This window comes from Pseudomonas sp. Z4-7, from assembly GCF_051131965.1.
GTDB lineage: Bacteria > Pseudomonadota > Gammaproteobacteria > Pseudomonadales > Pseudomonadaceae > Aquipseudomonas.
In genome coordinates, this window is sequence record NZ_CP071642.1 from 914,928 (window position 1) to 939,438 (window position 24,511).

At 57.9% G+C, this 24,511-nt stretch carries 13 protein-coding genes and 1 pseudogene; 10 read left to right on the plus strand and 4 right to left on the minus strand.

The annotated features are described in order from the left end of the window. Positions 1–162 precede the first annotated feature (162 nt). From J3P91_RS03915 to J3P91_RS03925, 3 genes are all read right to left on the minus strand, one after another. Positions 163–1,764 carry an ABC transporter substrate-binding protein gene (locus J3P91_RS03915; RefSeq protein WP_434602804.1) on the minus strand — a complete coding sequence of 534 codons (1,602 nt, stop codon included), beginning with the start codon at positions 1,762–1,764 and terminating at the stop codon, positions 163–165. 388 nt (positions 1,765–2,152) lie between these two features. Beyond that, positions 2,153–3,778, minus strand: coding sequence for an ABC transporter substrate-binding protein (locus J3P91_RS03920; RefSeq protein ID WP_434569831.1), 1,626 nt, complete (start codon positions 3,776–3,778; stop codon positions 2,153–2,155). Between the two features lie 255 nt (positions 3,779–4,033). Next, positions 4,034–5,635 (minus strand): ABC transporter substrate-binding protein, encoded by a 1,602-nt coding sequence (locus tag J3P91_RS03925; RefSeq protein WP_434602805.1) that lies wholly within the window; start codon positions 5,633–5,635, stop codon positions 4,034–4,036. A gap of 291 nt (positions 5,636–5,926) precedes the next feature. On the opposite strand from J3P91_RS03925, the gene J3P91_RS03930 reads away from it, so the two are divergent. From J3P91_RS03930 to J3P91_RS03975, 10 genes and pseudogenes are all read left to right on the plus strand, one after another. Next, the gene (locus J3P91_RS03930) at positions 5,927–18,340 is read left to right on the plus strand and encodes a hemagglutinin repeat-containing protein (protein ID WP_434602806.1); all 12,414 of its coding nucleotides are present in this window, start codon (positions 5,927–5,929) and stop codon (positions 18,338–18,340) included. Between the two features lie 420 nt (positions 18,341–18,760). Then, positions 18,761–18,883 (plus strand): annotated as a pseudogene (locus tag J3P91_RS03935) (IS3 family transposase); the annotation flags it as partial. A gap of 267 nt (positions 18,884–19,150) precedes the next feature. Further along, positions 19,151–19,444 carry a hypothetical protein gene (locus tag J3P91_RS03940; RefSeq protein WP_434602807.1) on the plus strand — a complete coding sequence of 98 codons (294 nt, stop codon included), beginning with the start codon at positions 19,151–19,153 and terminating at the stop codon, positions 19,442–19,444. Positions 19,445–19,762: 318 nt separating this feature from the next. Beyond that, positions 19,763–20,200, plus strand: coding sequence for a hypothetical protein (locus J3P91_RS03945; RefSeq protein ID WP_434602808.1), 438 nt, complete (start codon positions 19,763–19,765; stop codon positions 20,198–20,200). Between the two features lie 87 nt (positions 20,201–20,287). Next, on the plus strand, positions 20,288–20,695 hold the full coding sequence (locus tag J3P91_RS03950) for a hypothetical protein (protein WP_434602809.1): 408 nt from the start codon (positions 20,288–20,290) through the stop codon (positions 20,693–20,695). Between the two features lie 327 nt (positions 20,696–21,022). Further along, on the plus strand, positions 21,023–21,388 hold the full coding sequence (locus tag J3P91_RS03955; protein ID WP_434602810.1) for a hypothetical protein: 366 nt from the start codon (positions 21,023–21,025) through the stop codon (positions 21,386–21,388). Between the two features lie 34 nt (positions 21,389–21,422). Beyond that, positions 21,423–21,983: a hypothetical protein gene (locus J3P91_RS03960; protein ID WP_434602811.1), complete on the plus strand. Its 561-nt coding sequence runs from the start codon at positions 21,423–21,425 to the stop codon at positions 21,981–21,983. A 470-nt stretch (positions 21,984–22,453) separates the two neighbouring features. Beyond that, a complete protein-coding gene (locus tag J3P91_RS03965) occupies positions 22,454–22,840 on the plus strand; it encodes a DUF6124 family protein (RefSeq protein ID WP_434602812.1) in 387 nt (128 codons plus the stop codon). Between the two features lie 90 nt (positions 22,841–22,930). Further along, entirely contained in the window at positions 22,931–23,221 is a 291-nt protein-coding gene (locus J3P91_RS03970; protein ID WP_434602813.1) for a hypothetical protein, read from the plus strand. A 66-nt stretch (positions 23,222–23,287) separates the two neighbouring features. Next, a complete protein-coding gene (locus J3P91_RS03975) occupies positions 23,288–23,542 on the plus strand; it encodes a hypothetical protein (RefSeq protein WP_434602814.1) in 255 nt (84 codons plus the stop codon). Positions 23,543–23,688: 146 nt separating this feature from the next. Here J3P91_RS03975 and J3P91_RS03980 read toward each other — a convergent pair whose 3' ends face one another. After that, positions 23,689–24,405, minus strand: a complete 717-nt coding sequence (locus J3P91_RS03980) for an SIMPL domain-containing protein (RefSeq protein WP_434569824.1) — start codon at positions 24,403–24,405, stop codon at positions 23,689–23,691. Positions 24,406–24,511: the final 106 nt, after the last annotated feature.

Below are 24,511 nucleotides of genomic sequence, written 5' to 3' on the forward strand. Positions count from 1 at the left end.
TCCTTTTTCTTTCTTTTTTATGCCGTTCTTTTTCGGTGATACGGCTATTGGTTTACAACTCATTTGCAGCTTGCAAACGTTTGCCAGGCGCTTGATCGGCGAATTAAGGCGAAACGCTGGCGGAGGGCTTCCAAAGGAAGCCCTCGCTGCATGGCTAAACGGTTATGGGTTCAGGCTGACGCCCGAGAAGACGTTGCGACCGAAGGGGCTGACCTTGAACCCTTCGACTTTGGCACTCAGCGGCTGGTTGACCGTCGAGTGGGCGATCGGCGTGATCGGCACTTGCTGCTTGAGCAACTGCTGGGCCTGTTTATAGAGCACGGTGCGCTGCTCGCGGTCGGTGACGATCTTGGCCTGCTTGATCAGCTTGTCGTAGTCCTGGTCACACCATTGGGAGTAGTTGTTGCCGCCAATGGCGTCGCAGCTGTACAGCGTGCCCATCCAGTTGTCCGGGTCCCCGTTGTCGCCGGTCCAGCCGATCAGGTTGATGTCGTGCTCGCCGTTCTTGGTGCGCTTGATGTACTCGCCCCATTCGTAGGTGACGATCTTCACCTTCAAACCGATCTTCGCCCAGTCGGACTGGAGCATCTCGGCCATCAGCTTGGCGTTGGGGTTGTACGGGCGTTGCACGGGCATGGCCCAGAGGGTGATTTCGGTGCCTTCCTTGACCCCGGCGGCCTTGAGCAGCTCCTTGGCTTTTTCCGGGTCGTAGGGGGCGTCCTTGATGGTGTCGTCGTAGGACCATTGGGTTGGCGGCATCGAGTTTTGCGCCAGTTGTCCCGCGCCCTGGTACACGGCGTTGAGAATGCCCTGCTTGTTCACTGCCATGTCCAGCGCCCGGCGTACTTCGACCTGGTCGAAGGGTTTGTGGCGAACGTTATAGGCGATATAGCCAAGGTTGAAACCGGGCTTCTCGATCAGTTGCAGCTTGGGATCGTTCTTCAGCGCCGGCACATCGGCCGGGCGTGGATGCAGGGTAATCTGGCATTCGTTGGCCTTGAGCTTCTGCACCCGCACCGACGCATCGGTGTTGATCGAGAAGATCAGGTTGTCCAGCTTGACCCGCTCAGGCGCCCAGTACTGCTTGTTGGCGACGTAGCGGATGTTGGAGTCTTTCTGGTAACTCTTGAACTCGAAAGCCCCGGTGCCGATCGGCTTCTGGTTGATGTCGCTCGGCTTGCCGCCCTGGAGCAGCTTGTCGGCGTACTCGGCCGAGAGGATCGAGGCGAAGCTCATGGCGATGTTCTGGATGAACGCGGCGTCCACGCTGTTGAGCGTCATGACCACCGTCAACGGTCCTGTCGCTTCGACCTTGGCGATGTTTTTGTTCAGGCTCATGCCGTTGAAGTACGGGAACTCGGTGGGGTAGGCCTTGCGAAACGGATGCTGCGGATCGAGCATGCGATTAAAGGTGAACAGCACGTCGTCGGCATTGAAATCCCGGGTCGGCGTGAAGTAGTCGGTGGTGTGGAATTTCACCCCTTCGCGCAGGTGGAAGGTGTATTTCAGGCCGTCTTCGGAAATGTCCCAGCTCGTCGCCAGGCCCGGCACGACATTGGTCGCGCCTTTTTCAAATTCGGCCAGGCGGTTGTACAGCGGTTCGGCGGCATCGTTGTCGGTCGCGGTGGTGTATTGCGCGGTGTCGAAACCGGCGGGGCTGCCTTCGGAACAGAACACCAGGCTGCCGCCGGCGGCCTGGGCCGCGGATGTAGCGGCCAGCAGGCCGGTGCCCAGCAATGCGGATAAAACCAAGGTATGGCGCATGACGCTCCCTCTCTCGTTCGGGGTGTTTGACAGTGAACCGGTGTCCTTCCAGGAACGGGGCCGGGGCACTGGGCTCATTCCAATGCGTGAACAGCGCTGCCGCAGGATTGGCAAAACCTCCAGCCCCGACGGTATGAGTCGTGGGCCAGGCGGTATATGCGCAATGCCTGAAAGACTTATGAAAAGGCGACACGTCCTAAACCAGCTGCTGTGGTACGCAGTGCTTTTGGATGTAGGCAATTTCCTAGGTCTTGGTCTCGGCAGATAAAGCTACGGTGCGTCGTGGGAGCGAGCCCTGCTCGCGATGGCGTTGATGTAGATCGCCATCGCGCTCAAAAAGGGGCTGCTAAGCAGCCCAGCGGGAGCAAGCTCCCTCGCCACAGGTCACTTATTTGCTGACGCTGACGCCGTAGAAGGAGTTCAAGCCAAAGGGGCTGATCTTGAAGTCCTGCACGTTGGCGCGCATGGGTTGATACACCGTCGAGTGAGCGATAGGTGTCATCGGCACGGCGTCCTTGAGGACGTGTTGCGCCTGTTTGTAGAGGTCGGTGCGCTTGGCCTGGTCGGTGGTGCGCTTGGCTTCCTTGACGAGGCCGTCGAACTTCTTGTCGCACCATTTGGAGAAGTTGTTGCCTTGCAGCGAGTCGCAGCCAAACAACACGTTGAGCCAGTTGTCCGGGTCACCGTTATCACCGCTCCAGCCGATGATCATGGCCTGGTTCTCGCCGCCCTTGGAGCGCTTGATGTACTCGCCCCACTCATAGCTGGTGATCTTGACCTTCAGGCCGATCTTGGACCAGTCGTTCTGCAGCATTTCCGCCATCAGTTTGGCGTTCGGGTTGTACGGACGCTGAACCGGCATGGCCCACAGAACGATCTCTGTGCCTTCCTTGACGCCGGCTTCCTTGAGCAGAGCCTTGGCTTTTTCAGGGTCGTATTTGGCATCTTTGATGGTGGTGTCGTAGGACCACTGGGTCGGAGGCATGGCGTTGACCGCCAGTTGTCCCGCACCTTGGTACACCGAGTCGATGATCTGTTGCTTGTTTACAGCCATGTCCAAGGCTTGACGAACGCGCAGGTCAGCCAACGGGTTGGGCTTGTCGTCGCCTTTGACTTTTTCCATCACGTTGTAAGCTACATAACCCAGGTTGAAACCCGCCTGGTCAGGCATCTTCAGCGCTTTGTCGTCCTTGAGGGCCTTGAGGTCGGCCGGGCGTGGGAAGAGGGTGATCTGGCACTCGTTCTTCTTCAGCTTCTGGATACGCACCGACGGGTCGGTGGTGATGGCGAAGATCAGGTTGTCGATCTTCACGTCTTCAGGCTTCCAGTAGTCCTTGTTGCCGGTGTAACGGATGTTGGAGTCTTTCTGGTAGCTCTTGAACACGAACGGGCCGGTGCCGATCGGCTTCTGGTTGATGTCGGCAGGCTTGCCGTCCTTGAGCAGTTGGCCGGCGTATTCGGCGGACTGGATCGAGGCGAAGCTCATGGCCAGGTTCTGGATGAACGCGGCGTCGACATCCTTGAGGGTGAACTTGACGGTGTGGTCGTCGACTTTATCGACCTTGGTGATGTTGGTGTCCATCCCCATGTCGGTGAAGTACGGGAATTCGGTCGGGTACGCCTTACGGAACGGATCGTCCTTGTTGATCATGCGGTTGAACGTGAACAGCACGTCATCGGCATTAAATTCACGGGTCGGCTTGAAATACGGGGTGGTATGGAACTTGACGCCTTCACGCAGGTGGAACGTGTAGGTCAGGCCGTCTTCGGAAATGTCCCACTTGGTGGCCAGGCCAGGAATCACGGCGGTACCGCCGCGCTCAAACTGGGTCAGGCGGTTGAACATGGTTTCTGCAGAGGCATCGAAGTCGGTTCCGGTGGTGTACTGACCAGGGTCAAAACCGGCCGGGCTGCCTTCGGAGCAGAACACCAGGTTAGTCGCGGCGGAAGCGAAAGGAGCGCTGGCTAACAACCCTGCGCCGACTAAAAACGGAATGACCGCGTGTTTAAGCATGTTGGCCTCATGATTTGTTGTCATTTTTGGATTTGAGGGCGACCTCGTGAGTCGTCCTGCGGATACTTATGCAGGCCCCATACCCAATGCAAGATCCAGAGCGGTTTCAAGTCTGAAACAGTGGCACGTACGTACCTTAATGTCGCATCTTTGTAACTTTTGACGCATTTTAACGTTTGCGCCGGTTTTTTTGGGGCAAGCGGCGCTCCGTGCCGGTGCGCTGCGAGGCTGCAACGCACCGGCCTGGGGCGGGTTTTACTTGTTCAAACCCACGCCGTAGAAGGGTGTAAGCCCGAACGGGCTGAGCTTGAAATCCACCACTTCCTTGCGTATCGGCTGGAACACCGTCGAGTTGGCGATGGGCGTGATGGGCACCTGCTGCTTGAGGATTTTCTGCGCCTGGCGGTACAGGTCGATGCGTTGCTGGCGGTCGGTCGAGACCTTGGCCTGCTGGATCAGCCGGTCGTAGGCCGGGTCGCACCACTTGGCGTAGTTGCTGCCCTTGACCGCCGCGCAGCTGTAGAGCACGCCGAGCCAGTTGTCTGGATCGCCGTTGTCGCCGGTCCAGCCGTAGATCATCGCGTCGTGTTCGCCATTCTTGGCGCGCTTGATGTACTCGCCCCATTCGTAGCTGACGATGTTGGCCTTGATGCCAACTTTGGCCCAGTCCTGCTGGATCATTTGCGCAGACATTCGCGCATTGGGGTTGGAAGCGCGCTGCACCGTCATTGCCCATAAATCGATGGTTGTACCGGGCGCAACCCCTGCTTCCTTGAGGAGCGCCTTGGCCTTGGTCACGTCATGGGGCGCGTCCTGGATCGCCGGGTCGAACGACCATTGGGCCGGGGGCAAGGCATTCTGGGCCAGCTGCCCGGCGCCCTGGTACACGGCCTTGATGATCGCCGGCTTGTCGATGGCCATGTCCAGTGCCTGACGGACCTTGAGCTGGTCCAACGGCGGATGCGTCACGTTATAGGCGAGGAAACCCAGGTTGAAACCGGGCTGCCTGAGCACGCGCAGGTTCGGGTCCTGCTCCATCACTTCGATGTCGGCCGGGCGCGGATAACCGCTGACCTGGCATTCGCCGCGCTTGAGCTTTTGCAGGCGCACGGCGGCGTCCGGCGTGATGGAAAAAATCAGGTTGTCGAGCTTCACGTCCTCGGGTTTCCAGTACGCCGTATTGGCGGCGTAGCGGATCTGCGAATCCTTCTGATAGCGCTTGAACACAAACGGCCCGGTGCCGACGGGCTTCTGGTTGAGCTCGCCGGCCTTGCCTTCCTTTAATAGCTGCGCTGCGTACTCGGCGGACTGCACCGAGGCAAAACTCATCGCCAGGTTCTGCACGAATGCGGCGTCGACGTTGTTCAGGCTGAAGCGCACGGTGTGCTCGTCGATCTTTTCGACGCTTTTGATCGTGGTGTTCAGGCCCATGTCGGTGAAATACGGGGACTCGGTGGGGTAGGCCTGGCGGAACGGGTGTTGCGGATCGAGCAGGCGCTGGAACGTGAACAGCACGTCATCGGCGTTGAAGTCGCGGCTCGGGGTGAAATAGTCGGTGGTATGAAACTTCACACCCTCGCGCAGGTGGAAGGTGTAGGCCAGGCCATCGGCGGATACGTCCCAGCTTGACGCCAATCCGGGCTCGACTTCGGTGCCGCCGCGCTTGAACTGGGTGAGGCGGTTGAAGACGGTTTCGGCCGAAGCATCGAAGTCGGTGCCGCTGGTGTATTGGCTGGGATCGAAGCCGGCGGGGCTGGCTTCGGAGCAATAGACCAGGGTGGTCGCGGCCTGGGCCAGTGGGGCGCCGCTGATCAGGGCGAGCGTGAGCAAGAGGGGCTTGAAGGTGGTTCTGTCCATGAAATCCCTTAGGGCTTGATGACGGTTTTCTGAAGGGTAGCGGGTGCGGCGGGCGCGTAGGAAATATCTAAAAGTGAGGATGACCCGTGGGTTTGGGCATACCGCGCTTTTCATCAATATTTAATTGACGCCGGAATAATGGCTATCTAGTATCGCGCCACTATTTTGATATTGCTTTTTCGGGGCGGGGACGATGCGCGTCTTCCCGCCTCGGGACGAAGTCATGTTCGGCTCTGCCGCGATCGACTTCGGCATGGATGACCTTTAATTGCTCTGCAACGAGACCCGATCATGGACGACCGCCAACACGCCTTCCTGGCCCGCCAACCTTCTGCTGCCCTGGAAAACCGCGAGCGGTTTCTCGGGATGCCCAAGCGCGGCCTGGCGTTCCTGTTGGCCAACGTCATGTTCTGGCAACCGATGTGGGCCCAGGCCGACGGCATCGTGGTCAGCGCCCCGGGCACCGGCCTGGATCGGGCCGGCAATGGCGTGCCCATCGTCAACATCGCCAAGCCCAATGCCAACGGTCTGTCCCACAACCAGTTCAAGGACTACAACGTCGGCAGTAACGGCGTAATCCTCAACAACGCCACCTCGCGCACCCAATCCACACAACTGGGCGGGATCATCCTCGGCAACCCGAACCTCCAGGGCGCGGCTGCCACGACGATCCTCAACGAAGTCAACGGCGGCAGCCCCAGCCAGTTGCGCGGCTACACCGAAGTGGCCGGGCAGTCGGCCCACGTCATCGTTGCCAACCCGTATGGCATCAGCTGCAACGGCTGCGGCTTTATCAACAGCCCGAAAGTGACCTTGAGTACCGGCAAACCAATCGTCGAAAACGGTCGGCTGGATCGTTATCAAGTGGACCAGGGCAGCGTCGCCATCGAAGGCGCGGGCCTCAACGCCAGCAATGTCGATCACTTCGAAATCATCACCCGCAGCGCCAAGATCAATGCCGAGATTCAGGCCAGGAACCTGACGATTGTCGCTGGGCGCAACGACGTCAATGCCGACAGCTTGAGCGCCACCGCCCGCGCCGATGACGGCAGTGTGAAGCCGGAACTGGCGATCGACTCCTCGGCGCTGGGTGGCATGTACGCCGGCGCGATCAAGCTGGTGGGCACCGAGGCTGGGGTTGGGGTGAAGCTGGACGGCAAGTTGATTGCCAGTGGCGGCGATATCCAGCTCGATGCCAATGGGCATTTGAGCATGGTTGATACTTCTGCCAGCGGGGCGGTCAACGTCAAGGCGGCGAGCCTTGATGCGCAGGGCCCGGTTTATGCCGGCACGACGCTGAATGCGCAGACTCAGGGTGACCTGACTAACCAACAAACCCTCGCCGCTCGGGACAGCATCACGTTGAATGCCGGTGGGCAGCTAACCAACAATGGCGTTATCGAAGCCGGGGTGAATGCGGATAACACGCGCAATGCTTCGGGCGATGTGAGCCTTACAGCGCAGAACCTGAACAACAACGGCAAGAGCATCGTCGCCAGCCGTAACCTCACCGCCAACGTTGCGCAAACCCTGAACAACCAGGGCGGCACCCTGAGCGCCGGGCAAACCGCCACGGTAAAAGCCGGGACGCTGGACAACCAGAACAAGGGGCGCGTGCTGAGCAGCGGCGCGCTGGGCGTTACTGCCGACAAACTCCTCAACACGCAAGGCATTGTCAGCAGCAACGGTAATCTGACGGCTAATGTCGGGCAGTTGAATAACCACGACGGCGAAGTCTCCAGCGCCGCCACCACTCAAGTCACCGGCACCATGCTGGACAATAGCGACGGCCTGCTCACCGGCGACGTGGCGCTGAACATCGGGTTGATCGGTGCCCTGAACAACCGGAACGGCGTGTTGGGTTCCGGCAAGAGCTTGACCGTCACCGCCGCCAGTCTCGACAACACCCTCGAGGGTAGCTTGGTCAGCGATGGCAGCCTGACTACGCGCATCAGCGGTCTGTTCGACAACCGGCAAGGCAGCCTCGGCGCCAAGGGCATGACCGATGTCCAGGCAGACAGCCTGGACAATCGCGCCGGCAAGGTCCAATCCGTGAAGGACCTGCAACTGACGGTCGCCAAGCTCGATAACCGAGGGCAAGGCTTGCTCAGCAGCCAGGCGGGGCTGCGTGTCGATGGCTCGCAATTGGATAATCGCGCCGGCCTGCTCAGTGCCGTCGGCCCTGTGCATTTGCAGGTGACTGACGTCGACAACAGCGGCGGACGAATCTCCAGCAAAACCGACCTCACCGCCGACGTCTCGCACCTGAACAACCAGGGCGGCGAACTGGTCGCCCAAGGTGTGCTCACCGTTAGCGGCCAGGACCTGGATAACCGCGGCGGATTGGTTGGCGCGACCAACGCACTGAAACTCGACATCGACACGCTGGACAATCGAAACGGCGAAATCTCCAGTACCGCCGATATCAACATCACCGGCCAGCGCCTGGACAACAGCGACAACGGTAAGGTCCTCGCCGGCACTGATCTGGGCCTGAAAGTCGCGGCCATCATCAACCAGACCAAAGGCCTGCTGTTCAGTACGGGCGTCACCACTGTCGAGGGCAAAAGCCTGGACAACAGCGGCGCCAATCTGGTTGCCCGCCAGGGTTTGGATATTCGCCTGGACAATGCGTTGATCAACGTCGGCGGCGCCATCACCACCGAAGCCGGCCTGACCGTCAACAGCCAAAGCCTGGATAACCACGGCGACGGCCTGCTCAGCGCCAAAGGCGCCACCCACGTGACCACTGGCACGTTCGACAACACCGCCGGCGGTTATCTGGTCAGTGGCGACACCCTTGATCTCACCGCCAACCAAGTCAACAACGGCGCCGCCAGTCGCATCGCCAGCGACAAGGCGCTGACCGCCAGCGTCACCGGCCTGGATCAGCAGGGCGGCGAACTGTTCAGCAAAACAGCCTTGACCCTGGACCTCAACAACGGCCAGTTGAACAACCTCAAGGGCGTGATCAATGCGCCGCTCCTGGTGCTGAAAAACCTCAAGGACGTGGACAACCGTGGCGGCGAGATTTCCAGTGCCCAGGCGTTCACCCTGGCGGCACGCAACCTGGACAACCGTGACGGTAAGCTGATCAGCAACCAGGCGCTGACCCTGCGTATCGACCAAGCGTTTAACAACATCAAGGGGCTGCTTTCCGCGCAATCCATCGACACCCAAAGCGCCAGCCTGGACAACACCGATGGCCTGATCAGCAGTCGTGGCGCTCTGGTCATGACCGTGGACGGTCAACTGACCAATCGGGACGCCGCGATCATTGCCGACCGTGACCTGCACATCGAGGCCACCCACCTCGACAACGGCGCCGGCCAGATCGCCGGCAAAACCAATGTCACGGCCACTATCGACAGTGTGAACAACCAGGGCGGCCAGATAATCGCCCTCGGCGGATTGACGCTGACCGGCGCCTCGCTGGACAACCGCGCCGCAGGGCTGGTCGGGGCGACCGACACGCTGACGTTGAACGTCGGTTCGATCGACAACCGTGGCGGCGAACTGTCCGGCCACGCCGACGTTGCTTTGACAGGCAACGCGCTGAACAACAGCAACGGCGGCCAAGTCATCGCCAACGGCGCGTTGGCCCTGAAGATGAAGGAAGTGCTCAACCGCACCAAGGGCCTGCTGTCCGGCAAGACCGGTCTGACCTTGAGCGGCGAGACGCTGGATAACAGCGGCGGCGCGCTACTGACCCAAAAGAACCTCACCGCGCACCTCGACGGCGACCTGAACAACGCCAAGGGCACGTTGAGCGCCGAAGGCGAGCTTGAAGTCACCGCCGCCAGCCTCACCAACACCCTGGGCAGCGTTTCCAGTGCCGGAGCGTTGGCACTCACCCTCGACAACGCCGTGCTGAACCAGGGCGGCGAAATCGTCACCGATGCCGGCCTCACCCTCAAAAGCTTGAGCCTGGACAACCGCAGCCAAGGCAACATCAGCGCCAAGCAAGCGGTCGCCGTTGAAACCGGTGCGTTCGACAACAGCCAGGCCGGACGCCTGAGCAGCGGCGCCAACCTTGACCTGACCACGAAGCAGTTGACCAACCAGGACGGCGGCCGCATCGCCAGCAGCGGTGCGCTGACCGCCAGCGTCACGGGCCTCGACCAGCAGGGCGGGCAGCTTTTCAGCAACACGTCGCTGAGCCTTGATCTGAACCAAGGGCAACTGAACAACCAGAGTGGCTTGATCAACGCCCCCTTGCTGATGCTGAAAAACCTCAAGGGCGTCAACAACGCCGGCGGCGAAATCTCCAGCGCCCAGGCGTTCACCCTGGCCGCAAAAAACCTCAACAACGACAACGGCAAGTTGCTGAGCAACCAGGCCCTGACCCTGCGCATCGATAACGCGCTGACCAACCTCAAGGGCCTGATCGCCGCCGCCGCGCTGGACCTCGAGGCCGCGAGCCTGGACAACAGCGCCGGCACCCTGACCAGTCGCGCCAACCTCGACCTGAAACTGGCCGGCCCGCTGATTAACCAGAATCAAGGCCTTATCAACGCCGCCGACGCCTTGACCGTCAGCACTCACAACTTGAACAACCACCAGGGTTCGTTGCTGGGCAGCGCCATCGCCATCGACTTCGGTGCCGCCACGGGAGACTTGAGCAACAGCGCCGGCCTGATCATTACCGCCGGTGTACTCAGCCTCAAGCACCTGCGGGACCTGGACAACCAGGGCGGCGAAATCTCCAGCAGCCAGCCCCTCGACCTGACGGTTCGCGATTTCAACAACAGCGCCGGCAAACTCATCAGCAACGGTTTACTGACCGTGAAGGCCCGCGATGTCATCAACCAGGGCGGCCTGATGTCCGGTTTCAAAGGCCTCGACCTGAGCGCCGTGGGCCTGGACAACCGCAACGCCGGCACGCTGTCGAGCCGCGACGAAGACGTCAGCGTGACCCTGAGCGGCGCGCTGCTCAACGGTGCTGACGGTGCGTTGGCCGGCAAGAAAAAGCTCACCGTCACCGCGGCCAGCGTCGACAACCGCGGCGGGATTCTGTCCAGCGGCGCCGACCAGACCTTGACCGTCACCGGCGGTTTGCTGAACAACGCCCAAGGCGGCTTGATCGACAGCGCCGCGACCCTGGTCATCAACGCCATGACCCTGGGCAACGCTGGCGGCACCGTCAACGCGCAAAACGCACTGACCTTCACCGGCACCACCCTGGACAACACCGGCGGCAAGCTGATCGGCAATGCCGCCGTGACCTTGGACCTGCTCGGTGCCCTGACCAATACCAACGGCAAACTCGCCAGCGCCGGTCCGCTGCGGGTCGAGCGCGCCACGCAACTCGACAACCAGGGCGGCCAGATCGCCAGCCAAAGCTTGCTGACCTTGCTCATTGGTGGCCTGGACAACCGCAATCGCGGCACCGTCGCGGCCAATGACGCACTCGTCCTGACCGCCTCCGGCGCGGTGCAGAACGGTGGCGATGGCCTGATCTACAGCCAGAACGGCGCCGTGCGAATCGACGCCAATAGCCTCGCCAACGGCAAGGGCACCGTGCAGAGCCAGGGCAACCTGACCCTGGTCGTCGACCAAGACATCGACAACCAGAGCGGCCGCATCCAGGCCAAGGCCGGTGACCTGACCGTTGAAGCGCGCAACCTCGACAACCGCGGCGGCGTGCTCGCCAGCCTGCAAGGACTGCTGAAGACCGACCTGACCGGCGTGTTGAAAAACGGCTACGACCTGAACAACAACCGCCAGGGCGGCATCACCCAGGCCCAGCGCCTGAACCTGATCGCATCGGGCGGCCTGGACAACTACGGCGGACGCATCTCGGCGCAAACCGGCGATGCCCTCATCACCACCGGCAACATCGACAACCGCAACGGCGGCCTCTACGCCAAAGGCAAAGTCAACGTTACCGCCAACAATTTCGACAACAGCGGCGACAACGACGGCCAGATCGCCGGCAGCCAGATCGACCTGAACCTGACCGGCGCCTTGAACAACCGCCTGGGTATCATCGAAAGCGACAGCACGCTGATGATCAAGGCCGCGAGCCTGGATAACCAGACGGGGCAGATCCGTGCCTTGGGTACGGGGGGCAAGACCGATTTCCAGATCGGCGGGTTGTTCGATAACCGCAGTGGTGTGTTGGAAAGTGCCAACACTGACCTGACCCTTGGCGCCTCCAGTTTCCTCAATACCGGCGGCAGCTTGCTGCACGTTGGCACCGGCACGTTCGATATCTCCACCGCCAATGTCACCGGAGCCGGCGGTACGGTCGTGACGCGTGGCGGCCTGACTATCAGCACCGACACTTGGACCAACAGCGGGGTCATCCAGGCCGGACGCCTGAACGTCAACGTCAACCATTTCACCCAGACTGCCGGTGGCCAGTTGCTGGCTTCCGACAGCTTCATCGGCAGCGGCGTCAATTGGTTCAACGAAGGCCTTGTTGCCAGTAATGGCAGCCTGAAAATCGACCTGGGTGGTGCCTATTGGGGGGCCGGTCGTCTCAATAGCCTGGGGACGCTTGGCCTCAGCGCGGCCCAGGTGAGCCTCAACAGCGTCAGCTCCAGCATAACGGGCGGCGGCGATACCACCATTGGCGTTAATGGTCAGCTCGATAATGCCGGTCGCTTGACCTCGGCGGCGCGCCTGACGATTGGCGCCACGGGGATCAACAACTTTGGGACGTTGGGTGGTGGTCAAGCTTTGACCGTCACGACCGGCGCGCTGGCCAACCACCAAGGGCTGATTTTCAGCGGCGGCGACATGGGCCTGCGGGTCGATACGCTGAACAACCTCGATGCCAACATTTACAGCCTGGGAAATCTCAGTATTGACCGTAACGGCCTGGGCGCGCTGGCGAGCAGTATCGTCAACAGCTCCAGCTCGATTCAAAGCGACGGCAGCATGAGCCTGGCCGCCAGCACGATTCAGAACATCCGCACGCTGCTGACCATGGGCAGCAGTGGAATCTATACCGCCAAAATCTACGAAATCGCCTGCATCGAGGGGTACAACGCCGGTGACTGCAGCGGCAAGCAGAACCATGTATGGGAGCTGCTGCAACGCGAGAAAACCGAAGTGACCGCTGCCACCGCGGCCTCCAGCATCACGGCGGGTGGAAACCTGAGCCTGAGCGGCGGCGATCTGCTGAACCAGAGCAGCACTATCGCCAGCGGCGGCAACCTGACGGCCTCGCTGGTTAACTTGACCAACAACGGCGTCGAAACCGGCGAGACCGAAACGACGCGGGTGTTCCGTTCCGAGCGGACCCGAAATGCGGGTGGGTGGTACAACGCGGCCAGTAACTTCACCAATAAATATTGGTTTGAAAGTGCCGGTTACGATGTCAACAGCCTGAGCGGCTTGGAAGCGGGTATTGCCAACTTCATTGGCATGACCGAAATGGAGTACACGAGTTTAGGCACCACCCGGAAACTCGCCGGCGGTGACCAGAGCTACGCAGCCGTGATCCAGGCCGGTGGCGCCGTCAATATTAATGCGCAAAACAACATCGACAACAGCGTTGTGCGGCCTGGTTACAGCTACGTCGGCAGCGGTCCACGGACCAATACCGGGGCAGCCGGCAGCCCGTACTCCACGCGCATCACACTTAATCAACAACTACCGCCCAATCTGGCGCAACAACAAGTCAATCCGGTAGCCCTGCCTGGTTTCAGCCTGCCCACTGGCCAGAACGGCCTGTTCCGCCTGAGCGGGCAGCGCGGTGGTGCACCAGCCATCAGCGGCCCGCAAAGCTGGACACTGGGTAACGCAAGCCTGACTCCGGTTCAGCGCCAACAGGGCCTGCCTGCCGTCCATGCCAGGGACCTGCAAGCAGGCAACGTCCCTCAAGCCAGCGCCAGCAACCTTGACCTGAGCATCGCAGCACGCCAGGCAACCAATGTTGGCGACCAGGCCAGCACATTCGACACCAGCACCGGCGGCGCCCCCGTGGCCGGCGCCATGCCTGGCCGCACCACCGCGTTTACGGTCAACCGCGTCCAGGGCCTGCCTACGCACACCGTTCCGGCCAACCCGCATAAGTACTTGATCGAAACCAACCCGGTGCTCACCGACCTCAAGCAATTCATGAGCTCGGACTATCTGCTGGCAAACCTCGGCTACGACCCGGACCAGAGCGCCAAGCGCCTGGGTGACGGGTTGTATGAGCAGACCCTGATCCAGCAAGCCGTGGTCGCCCGCACCGGCCAGCGTTTCATCGACGGCCAGACCTCCAACGAGGACATGTTCAAGTACCTGATGAACAACGCCATCGCCAGCAAGCAGACGCTCAACCTGGCCCTGGGCGTCAGCCTCACCTCCGAGCAAGTCGCGGCGCTGACCCACGACATCGTCTGGATGGAAAACGTCGAGATCAATGGTGAACAAGTTCTGGTCCCCGTCCTGTACCTGGCTAACGCCAACAACCGCCTGGCGGCCAACGGCGCGCTGATCCAGGGCAGCGACGTCACTCTGATCGCCGGCAAGGACCTGAATAACGCCGGGACCCTGCGTGCCAGCAACAACCTGTCCGCGACCGCCACCAACGACCTGGTCAACAGCGGTCTGGTGGAAGCGGGCAATCGCCTCCACCTGCTGGCGGGCAACAACCTCGTCAACAAGGCCGGCGGCATCATTGCCGGACGCGAGGTCACGCTCACCGCCACCCGGGGCGACGTGATCAACGAACGCACCGTCACCACCCACGAAAGCGACAGCGGTTACCGTCGCGAACGCACCGATTTCATCGACAGCGCCTCACGTATCGAAGCCGCGAATAACCTGACCATCAGCGCCGGACGTGACATCAACAACGTTGGCGGCGTGCTCAAAAGCGGAGCCGACACCACCCTCAACGCCACCCGCGACGTCAACCTTGCCTCCGCCGAGCGCATCACCAGCGGCAATCGTGGCACGCATCGCAACGAAACCATCACCCAGTACGGCTCCAGCCTCGACATAGGTCGCGACCTGACCGCCAACGCCGGCCGCGACCTCACCGCTGTAGCCAGCCAGATCGACGCCAAGCGCGACATCACCATGAGCGCCATCGGCGACCTGACCTTGGCGTCTGCGGCGGATGAGCAGCATTCGTATGGCAAGAGCAAGAAGGTCACGGCTCAGGAAGACCATGTGAGCCAAGTCTCCACCAGCGTGACGGCGGGTGGGAACGTGACGCTGAGTGCCGGGAAAGATCTGGGGTTGATCGCCAGTCGGGTGAGCGCTGGGGATGAAGCGTATCTGGTCGCCGGTGCGAACCTGGTGCTGCAATCGGCTGAGGATTCAGACTACAGCTTCTATAGCAAGACCAAGAAGTCTTCTTCCGGGAAGAAGTTTCGGTTGGATGAGACCAGTAGTGTCACCAACGTTGCCAGCTCGGTTACCTCCGGAGGCAACAACGTCCTGACCGCCGGCAACGACCTGCTGATCAAAGGCAGCAACGTCATTTCCGAAAAAGGCAGCGTCGGCCTGGGGGCTGGCAACGATGTGGAAATTCTTGCCGTTACCGACTCCGAGAGCGCTCGCCACGAGCGCAGCAAAAGCAAAAGCAGTTGGGGCGGTTTGAAGTCGAGCAAGGTCCAGGACAAGTTGGCCGAAACTCAGACAACCGCCGTCGGTAGCCTGATCTCGGGCGACACCATCGCCGTCAGCGCCAAACGCGATGCCACTGTCACTGGCTCTGCGCTGGTCAGCACCAATGACCTGGCGGTACGCGCGGGCCGCGACCTGACCATCGATGCGGCAGAAAACACTTTCTCCCGCACCCAAATGCACAAGGAGAAAAATCGCGACCTGACGGGCGTGTTAACAGGCAACAATTTGGGCCTCGACGACATTACCGGCAACCAGCACCTGTCGATCAGCAACCAGAAACACAACGGTACCGCCTCACAGACCACCCTGACCGGCAGCACCATCGGCTCCAGCAAAGGCAACGTCAGCCTCGTTGCCGGTGGCGACCTCAACGTCATCGCCAGTGACTTGGTCAGCACCAAGAACATGAGCCTTCGCGGTTCGAACGTCACCATCGCCGCAGGCATGGAAACGGCGAAGCAAAGTACTGCCGATAAATCCAGCAGCCTGGCCGTGGGGCGTGTCGTCGGTGGGGCGATCATCGACACGGTCAATACCATTCGCTCGTCGGTCGAAGCCGCGAAGGATGCCGATGACCCTCGGCTCAAGGCCGTGAAGCTCGCGCAAGCGGCGCTGGCGGCTTACAACCTTGGCGGGATGGCTTCGGAGGCCAACGATCAAAAAAACGGTTTCGCCGATAAACAGGGCGGTACCGCGAGCAACGGCTCGTTGATCAAAATCGGTACCGAGCTCGCCAGTACCCACAGCAAAAGTACCAGCGATTACGCCAGCCAAACCGCCAAGCAAAGCACCCTTAACGCGGGCGCCACGTTATCCATCATCGCCAACGGCAATGCGGCGGCAAACGACGGCGATCTACACGTCATCGGCAGCAGCATCAAAGCGGCCAATACTTCGCTGCTCGCCAGCAACGACATCATCCTGGAAAGCGCACAGAACACGGCGGATTGGTCCAACCGTAACAGCAACAACAAAACCGCTATCGGCGCGAGCTTCAACATCGGCCAGCAAAACGGCTTCACCTTGGACCTCGGTGCACAACTTGCCAAAGGCATGGGCAATGGCAGTTCCGTCACGCAGGTCAACACGACGGTCGATACCGGTTCGTTGCTGTTGCGCAGCGGCGGCGACACCACGCTGGCGGGCGCTCAGGTTCGTGCTGATGAAATCAACGCGCTGATCGACGGCAACCTCAACATCATTTCCCGCCAGGACACCCAAGACCAGAAAAGCAAGCAAAGCAGCGGCGGTTTTGGTGCGAGCATCTGCATTCCACCGTTCTGCTACGGCACACCTGTAGCCGCCTCGGCCAACCTGGCCGCTGGCAACATGAACAGCGAATACAAAGCCGTCACGGACCAGACCGGCCTGTTCGCGGGAACGGGTGGCTATACCGTTGATGTGGGCAAGACCACCACCCTTGAAGGCGGGGTGATTGCCAGTGATGCCTCGGCGGATAAAAACACGCTGATCACCGACCGACTCATCGCGCGCGACATCAAGAACGTCAGTGAAATCGAGGCTCAGTCCGCAGGTATCAGCATCTCGGGCAGTTACGGTGGCGCTGGGGCGAGCGCCTCGGTGGGGGGCTTGTACGGCATTGCCCTAAGCGAATCCGACAAGAGCCATACACGTAGCGCGGTGAGTGAAGGCACGATCATCGTCCGCAATCCGGAGGGGGCACTGGACACGGTTGGCCTGAATCGCGATACGAAGAATGCCAACGAGCTTTTGGACAAGCCTGATGAAGAGGCGATGAACGAGCGTATCGAGCTGGTGAAGAGCTCGGTGGAGTTGGTGAAGGGGATTGGGGACGCGGTTGCGGCGGCCAAGATCAAGGAGGCTCAGAATCCCGAGAGCGAAGCGTCAAAAGTTGCTGTCGAGAAACTCAAGGATCAAGGGATTTTCAATCCGACAGAAGAGCAGATCAGCCAGCAGGTTCAACGTGACTATGGAATGGGCAGCAGCTTCCAGAAAGCGTCCCAGGCCATCGCTGCGATTGTACAAGGCGTTCTTGGGGGAAATATCACGGGAGCGTTGAGTGGCGCGGCGGCGCCCTACATTGCCCAAGAGATCAGAGACGCTACCGAAGGTGATCCGACTGCAAACCTGATGGCTCATGCGGTGCTGGGCGCATTGGTTGCCAGGGCCAGCGGTAACTCAGCCCTTGCCGGAGCAGTAGGGGCGGTTGCGGCGGAAGAGACCGCGCGGATTATTAAGGAGCAGTTGTACGGAGGTGTGAGCAACGACCAGCTCACGCCGGAGCAGAAGCAAACCATATCCAGCCTTGCCACGTTGGTTGCGGGTATCGGTGGGGCATCTGCCGGGACAAGTTCGCTTGACGCGGTGACTGCGGCGCTGGTTGGGAAGAACGCGGTAGAAAACAACCAACTGAGCTTCCAGGATGTAAATAATTTCGCACAAGAAATCATAAAGGCTAACAAGGAAGGGAAGTCCACCGAACCCATTTGGGAAAAATACAAGGCGTTGAGCGCCAAGCAACGTGCGGAGATGTTGGCTTCAAATTGTGGGGCGAGTTGCTCAATTTATTATCAAGCTGAAATGGATGGCGGTATTGTTGCTGCGGATGGGCTCAGTAGCCTGACGTGGTTCTTTGACCTGTCGACTGAAGATGCGCAGCGGATACGTCAGTTTGTCACCGAGGAAAATCAGGATGACATGGCGCTGCTCTATAACTCCTTGCCAGCCTGGGAAAAGGTTGCCCTGGTGGCGAAGGATACCGCCGAGGCGTTGGGTGCGGGTGGCTTGGCATCTAGGGGCAAGACGTCTGTTGCGGCGGTGGTTGCCAAAAATACGGGTAAAACCAACGGAACTGGCGCAAGGTTCGCCGATCAAGCCAAGCTTGACGACCATTTTGCACGTCATGGCAGTGACTTCGGCGCCAAAAGCGCTATCGAATACCAAGCGCAGGCTGACAGGTTTTTGACCACTCCGAAGGCCGCCAGCGTTCTAGAGAAAACTAGGGCAAATGGAGATGTCGTGCGATATAACCCTGGTACTGATGAGTTTGGTGTCGTTTCGAGCAGCGGAAGCATTCGCACCTACTATAAGCCTGATCCTGCGGTGCATGGTAAAGGCTCAAATTTGGATTACTTTAATGGTCAATGAAAATCACGATTATGTTTGCCCTGTTTGTGGGTACGACCGTCTTGATGAGCCGGCTTACGATAGCTTCGGCTGTGCCACGTACAATATTTGTCCGTGCTGTGGCACAGAGTTTGGATACGATGACTCGACAGTAGCGCATGCAGAGCTACGCAAAAAATGGATTTCTGAGGGTAAATTGTGGTGGAGTAAGCATCAATTGAAACCTAATGATTGGGATCCGGTAAGGCAGTTAAAAAAACTAGCCTCGTAATTGGCGAGAATTAGAAGAGAGAAAATAAAAACGAATAAAAACGGTACGGATTTATTTCGCGGGGGAGCCAAGGGTAGCCATCACCTCAAAAAGGGGACGGATTTATTTTAAAGCAGTGTCCCGTCCTGAATAAGGTTTACACCTTCTGATCTGCTTTTCAGGAGGACATAATGGAATCAGTAAAAAGGCGCAGTAAGCGAGACTACACGCTGACCTTCAAATTGTCGGTCGTCGATCAGGTCGAAAAAGGCGAGCTGAGTTATAAAGAGGCTCAGGAGCGCTACGGGATTCAATAGAGAAAAGGGGACAAGAAAAGGGGACAGATTTGTTTTCTGCCACAAAGGGGACTGCCACAAAGAAAAAGGGGACAGGTTTATTTTCTTTCGGATAAAAAGGGACAGATTCATTTTCTGAGCCTGTCATGACGGGGAATGATCAGGCCCTGATTGATTATGTAGGGGCAGAAGCTGATCGGAAAATAAATCTGTCCTTTTTTTTCGCCCTTTTTTCCTCCATTTTTTCAAAGTAAAAAATATTCTATATCATAGACAGGAAGTAAGGTGTTTGTGGACGGTTCTTGGTTTGATGAGTTTATAAAGCCTAGGCTAGGTGGGTATTCATTTGAGTGCTCAATATTTGTTAATGGTGACTTTGGTGATCTTGAGAGGATAGAGCTGGAAGGTTTAGATAAATTAGGAACGGTAGAGTTTTGGTCCAAAGGTTGGGTGGGGTTAGATGTGTATGACTGTGCTTGTGATGGGCAGATTATGAATGTATTGCTTTCGCCTGAGGAGAAGGACTCCGTTTTGCAAGAGTTTGAAAGATTTATTGGTGTGTTAATGCAGAGTGGTTAGGGAGTAAGGCAATCGCCACATTGACTCTGATGGTGATTAATGATGTTGGACCAAAAAGGGGACGGATTTATTTCTTGAGAAAAGGGGACGAGAAAAGGGGACAGATTTGTTTTCTGAGCCTGTGATGATGCGGAGTGGTCAGGCCCTAGTTTGATCGTGTAGCGGCAAAGCTGATCGGAAAATAAATCTGTCCCCTTTTTTTTCTCTGGCGACCAGAAGAGGTGTTCCGGACCTGAACCTGGTTAGCAGTGAAGGAAATAAATCTGTCCCCTTTTTTTCTTTTTTCGATGTTGGATTATGCGTCTAGGTTGAATCCAGATGATTTTAGGAAAAAGTAGTGATGAGCTTCGACTGTTGGGTTTTGGTGATTTAGGTCCGGTGCATATCGGTATGACTCGCGATCAATCGCGGGCGATATTGGGAGGTAATTTTGACGAATTCTTCAAAACGACAGGCTCTACAGTTCCGACTGACGCCTACGATGATCTAGGAGTGCATGTTTATTTTGATGAGGGTTTCACCATCATCGGCGTGGAATTTTTGAAATGGAGCGACCTCAGCTGGCGCGGACAGCGTTTGTCCGGTGCGGATGTACTTGAAGTTCAGCAGCATATGGTTGCGCGAGGCGAGGTCCTGAACTTTAATAGTTCAGGATTTGATGTGGACGGATTGGGTCTTAGGATTTATGCGCCTGATATCGGTGAGGAGGACGCTGTGATAGAGGCGGTTTATGTCAGCTTTGTAAAAAACAAATAAGTTTGCTAAAAGAAAAAAGGGCGAAAAAGGGGGGCATATTTATTTTATTTCGGAAAAAAAGGGACAGATTCATTTTCTGAGCCTGTCATGACGGGGAATGATCAGGCCCTGATAGATTATGTAGGGGCAAAAGCTGATCGGAAAATAAATCTGTCCCCTTTGTTGTTCTTTATGAGATTAATGTTCGGAATGGAATTATCAATACGGTTTTCCCAAAGTGATGGAGAGGCTATGGTCAATAACAGTTTAATTGAGCGATTTATTGCTCAAGAGTTGAGCCCTCATGTTCGTAAGGTTTTAAGTGAGGCCCTTCAGCAAAGAGCTGATTCCGATAAGGTTTTAGCTAGGCAGTGTGAGTTTAATTGTTTTGATGTTGAATTTGATTTTTTAAAAGGAATGGTTGTTGTTCAAGATATTCTCGACTCAGGGGAAGAGAGTAGCGTGGAACTGCCGATTGCAAATTTTGTTATTCTCTGTAGTTTGAATGATCGTTAATGGGGTGGTGGGGACGGACCATTTGGCCGAAATGTGGGTTTCTCAGGGACAGACCACGTTTCCGGGCAATACTTTTAATTCGACCAAAAAGGGGACGGATTTATTTCTAGCGAGAAAAGGGTACAGATTTGTTTTCTGAGCCTGTGATGATGCGGAGTGGTCAGGCCCTGGTTTGATCGTGTAGAGCAAAGCTGATCGGAAAATAAATCTGTCCCCTTTGTTCGTCCCCTTTGTTCACTTTGTTCATCGAGCCCGAGTTCGCCGTTGTTTGATCTTCCCCATTTGTCAAATCAAGGAACATTTAAATATTTAATTCTGGTGGGCCGAATGAGTGAATCAGATTGCATAACCTGTGAGCGGTGCGGAGGGGGGCTAAAGCTCTTCAAAAAGGCTAGCGCTCAAGGGTTGAAGTGCTATGACTGCGGTTGGTCGGTGGTTACGACGCATATAGCGGATATTAAGCTCGATGAGGTTGAATATAGCGTTAGCTGCGTCGGCGATTATAAAAATGAAGCGCACGTAAGAATTGTTTCTGATGTCGCGGGTTGTAATTTTTTAGTGGCTAGGAAAAAACTTCAGAGCGGTCGTTTTCTCGTGTTTGTCGGCCAGGCAGAGGGGGTTTTACGGGTTCGTAATGCTCTAGTTAATGTTGGGATTGAATGTAGTATTTCTCCTGTTTTTAACTGGGGGTAGGATGTGTTTTCAAGACTATGCGCATGGAGCAGTTATGAGTAAATTTTCACTGATGATCTTAGCCCTGATCCTGATCCTGACCTTACCCGCCTGCAAATCCAACGTCAGAGATTCCTCCCCCTCGCTGCTCAACAACGGCATCCAGTTCCAGCAAAACAAAGTGACTGTCGATGCACAGCACGCCAAGGTCATCATGAAAGCGTCCGGGGCCACTTATCCGGTGGAGTTTTCCATCAGACGTGCGGCGGATCCTGATCAGCGTTTGGATGTGCAGGGAACCGTGGTGGATACCGGTCGGGGCAAGGTGTTTGGCTGGATTGCCAAGGTCAACGAGACGGTGCACAGCGCAACCTTGAAGCACTTTCCGCAATTGGAGGTAGAGGCTGACGTTGATCAGCCCTTCGAGGTGTCAGGCTTCGCCAGTGGCGGGAGCATCGGTAATGGGTACCGCTGTGGTCCGGTCCGAAGCACTTTTACGCCGCAGCGAAGCAAGGTTTATTTGGTGGAATTCCAGTTTGTGGGCAGCCGGTGCGGGCAGCATGTGTTTGATGTCACGCAGCCACAGGAGCGTGTTCCTGTGGCGAGCTTGCCTTAGCTCGGAGCGAGTGGGCTGGGTGGCTTGATGTTGTCATGTCGTACTGAGGTGTCTGGTTTGGGGCTGCTGTGCAGCCCAGCGGGAGCAAGCTCCCTCGCCACGGAGGTTGTGTCGGGTTGTTAGGTGGCATGCGTCCTTCGAGAGTGTAGGAGCGTTCGACCTTAGATAAGGAAATGTCCGACGTGTTTTTAAGGTTGCCGGTCGGAACTGCGCTCTCTAGTCTTTTGCTTGTCGCTGCTACTCAGCGGCCGGGCGTGAGAAACCCGAATAATAGGCATCCAGCCTCGGTACCTGCATAATTGCAGCCAGCTTATCCGCTGCCTGTAGATGCGTTATGGCGGCTGTGTGCGGGCAGACCTCGGTCTGGCCGAGTACCTATTCTCGGATTTCTCACCCCTGCACACAGCTGCCACCCATTTGCCGAGTGAGAAACGGTAAGTGATGGCTCTCATCACTAATAGGTAAAAAAAATGGATAAGCCAGTCCCCGACCCACCCTTCAACAAAACCAACCCGCTTGCCGGCTTCGATTCCATCGAAGAGCTGCTGAAAGACCGCGCCGCCGCCGAGCGAGTCCTTGATCATTACCTCAACCCGAAACCACCTGAAACAAGTACCGATCCACGCATTGACAGTCTGTTCTCCGTCACGGCGGATGCCGACGCCGACACACTACTGACCAGCACCTCCGAAACCCTGGCCTCGATAAAAGCCATGGCCGAGGACCTCGCTTTCGAAGTGGAGGGCACGCGGCGCAGCGTGGCGCTGGGGATTCATCAGTTGGTGGAGTTGTGCCAGTTGTTGGTGGACAAGGCGCTGGACCAGTTGGAAGCGACGGTCCGTCCCGCCGAGGGTTAGCGCCAGCTCCCGCTGTACGGCCATCCACCTGTAAGTTCTGACAGTAGACGTGTTGTGCGCCTGGCCATACGGTGATCACAGGCGCGCTTCATGTATAGCGACGTCAAAACATTTATCTATGGAAGGGGCGTAACGATGGCCGCTAGAGAAATTCGCATGTCGTTTGAAGACTTTGAGGGTGACGGGAAAAAGGAGATGGTAGTTGAGTTCTATTCGAGGAAAAAACTCGAATTTGCAACTTATCTCACTTCGTCAAAGAGCAATGGAGTTTACGATCAGGTGGAGGTAAAGGGGGACATCGACGGTGACGGCGACTTCGATGCGCGTGACAAGAAACTGATCCGCAAGCTCGCTGAGGCGGCCGTGGCGATGCTGAAGTAAACCGCCGCTTATGCGGCACTTGCTATTACTGCCGTTCCGATTCGACTCGATGGACGAGGTATGTTGATGCCTGCCGAAGAAGTTCGCATAATACTCAGAAGTTTGGACGGTGACGAATACCCTGCGGTGCGGCTCGAGTTTCACCGCGAGGGACGTTGTTATTTCGTCACCTTTGTTTCTTCTCCGTCAAAGGATGGAACGTACGACAAGGTGGGTATAAAAATCGACTTGAACGAGGACGGCATGCGCGACGCACAAGATATTGAGTTGCTCACCCGCCTCGCTCAAGCGGCTGTGCCCTTGCTGAAGATGGCTCCATAGCAGACGCTCAATAGACGGTACTTTCTATCTGACACCGAGGTGTCTGCTTTGGGTCTGCTGCGCAGCCCAGCGGGAGCAAGCTCCCTCGCCACAGAGGCCCTCGGGGTTTCAGCCAGTAAGCGAACTGGCTGAAACCCCCGCCAACTTTACTGCATCAACACCTCAACCACCCCATCCGCCGTCATCGTCACCTTGCTGGTGCCCGCTTCAACTTCCGGCGTCACCGACTCGGCATCCATCGACGCCGCTTTCATCATCATTTGCGGGCGCATGTACGGTTGCGGGTAACCGTTGGTGTTGAAATTCAGGTTGACGATCTTGTAGCCCTTGCCACCCAGGGCCTCGGTGGCGAGTTGGGCGCGGGCCTTGAAGGCGTTGACGGCGTCCTTGAGCAGGGCGTCTTCGCTGGTCTGGCGGGTGGCGGTGGCGATGGCGAAGTCCATGCCGGCCATTTTCATGTCGCCCAGCAGTTCGCCGGTGAGTTTGGACAGGGCGGCGAAGTCGGCGCTTTCCAGGCGTAATTCGGCGCGTTCGCGCCAGCCGGTGATTTTCCCGCCTTTGTTGTCATAGACCGGGTAGCTGTTGCGGCTGCCCTGGCGCAGGTTGATGTCCTTGACTTGCTTGGCCTGGCCGATGGCTTTGTTCAGCGTGGTGCTGACGGCGGCGGCGAGTTTGGCCGGGTCGGTGTTCTGTTCCTCGGTGTAGAGGGTGACGATCATCAGGTCGCGGGCCACTTCCTGGCTGGCTTCGGCGTGCAGGGAAATCTGGTTGTAGTGCAGCTCATCGGCGGCCAGGGCCGGCAGGCTGGCGACGGCGCCGAGGCTGAGGGCGAGCAGGGCGGCGGGGCGACTGAACGTGTGCATGAAAGCTCCTTGGGATGATGCGCAGGGGTAGGTTCCGAGCCTGCGTGAACGATAAGACTCTAGCTTTTATAAGCGGGTTCGCACAGTTACAACTTCTATACAGATT

Excerpts from the sequence above, each read along its gene's own strand:
- J3P91_RS03965 (WP_434602812.1), top strand. The coding sequence starts at position 22,454 with ATGGATAAGCCAGTCCCCGACCCACCCTTCAACAAAACCAACCCGCTT.
- J3P91_RS03975 (WP_434602814.1), top strand. The coding sequence starts at position 23,288 with ATGCCTGCCGAAGAAGTTCGCATAATACTCAGAAGTTTGGACGGTGAC.
- J3P91_RS03945 (WP_434602808.1), top strand. The coding sequence starts at position 19,763 with ATGATTTTAGGAAAAAGTAGTGATGAGCTTCGACTGTTGGGTTTTGGT.
- J3P91_RS03915 (WP_434602804.1), bottom strand. The coding sequence starts at position 1,764 with ATGCGCCATACCTTGGTTTTATCCGCATTGCTGGGCACCGGCCTGCTG.
- J3P91_RS03930 (WP_434602806.1), top strand. The coding sequence starts at position 5,927 with ATGGACGACCGCCAACACGCCTTCCTGGCCCGCCAACCTTCTGCTGCC.
- J3P91_RS03980 (WP_434569824.1), bottom strand. The coding sequence starts at position 24,405 with ATGCACACGTTCAGTCGCCCCGCCGCCCTGCTCGCCCTCAGCCTCGGC.
- J3P91_RS03920 (WP_434569831.1), bottom strand. The coding sequence starts at position 3,778 with ATGCTTAAACACGCGGTCATTCCGTTTTTAGTCGGCGCAGGGTTGTTA.
- J3P91_RS03925 (WP_434602805.1), bottom strand. The coding sequence starts at position 5,635 with ATGGACAGAACCACCTTCAAGCCCCTCTTGCTCACGCTCGCCCTGATC.
- J3P91_RS03950 (WP_434602809.1), top strand. The coding sequence starts at position 20,288 with ATGACGGGGAATGATCAGGCCCTGATAGATTATGTAGGGGCAAAAGCT.
- J3P91_RS03960 (WP_434602811.1), top strand. The coding sequence starts at position 21,423 with ATGAGTAAATTTTCACTGATGATCTTAGCCCTGATCCTGATCCTGACC.
- J3P91_RS03955 (WP_434602810.1), top strand. The coding sequence starts at position 21,023 with ATGAGTGAATCAGATTGCATAACCTGTGAGCGGTGCGGAGGGGGGCTA.
- J3P91_RS03970 (WP_434602813.1), top strand. The coding sequence starts at position 22,931 with ATGTATAGCGACGTCAAAACATTTATCTATGGAAGGGGCGTAACGATG.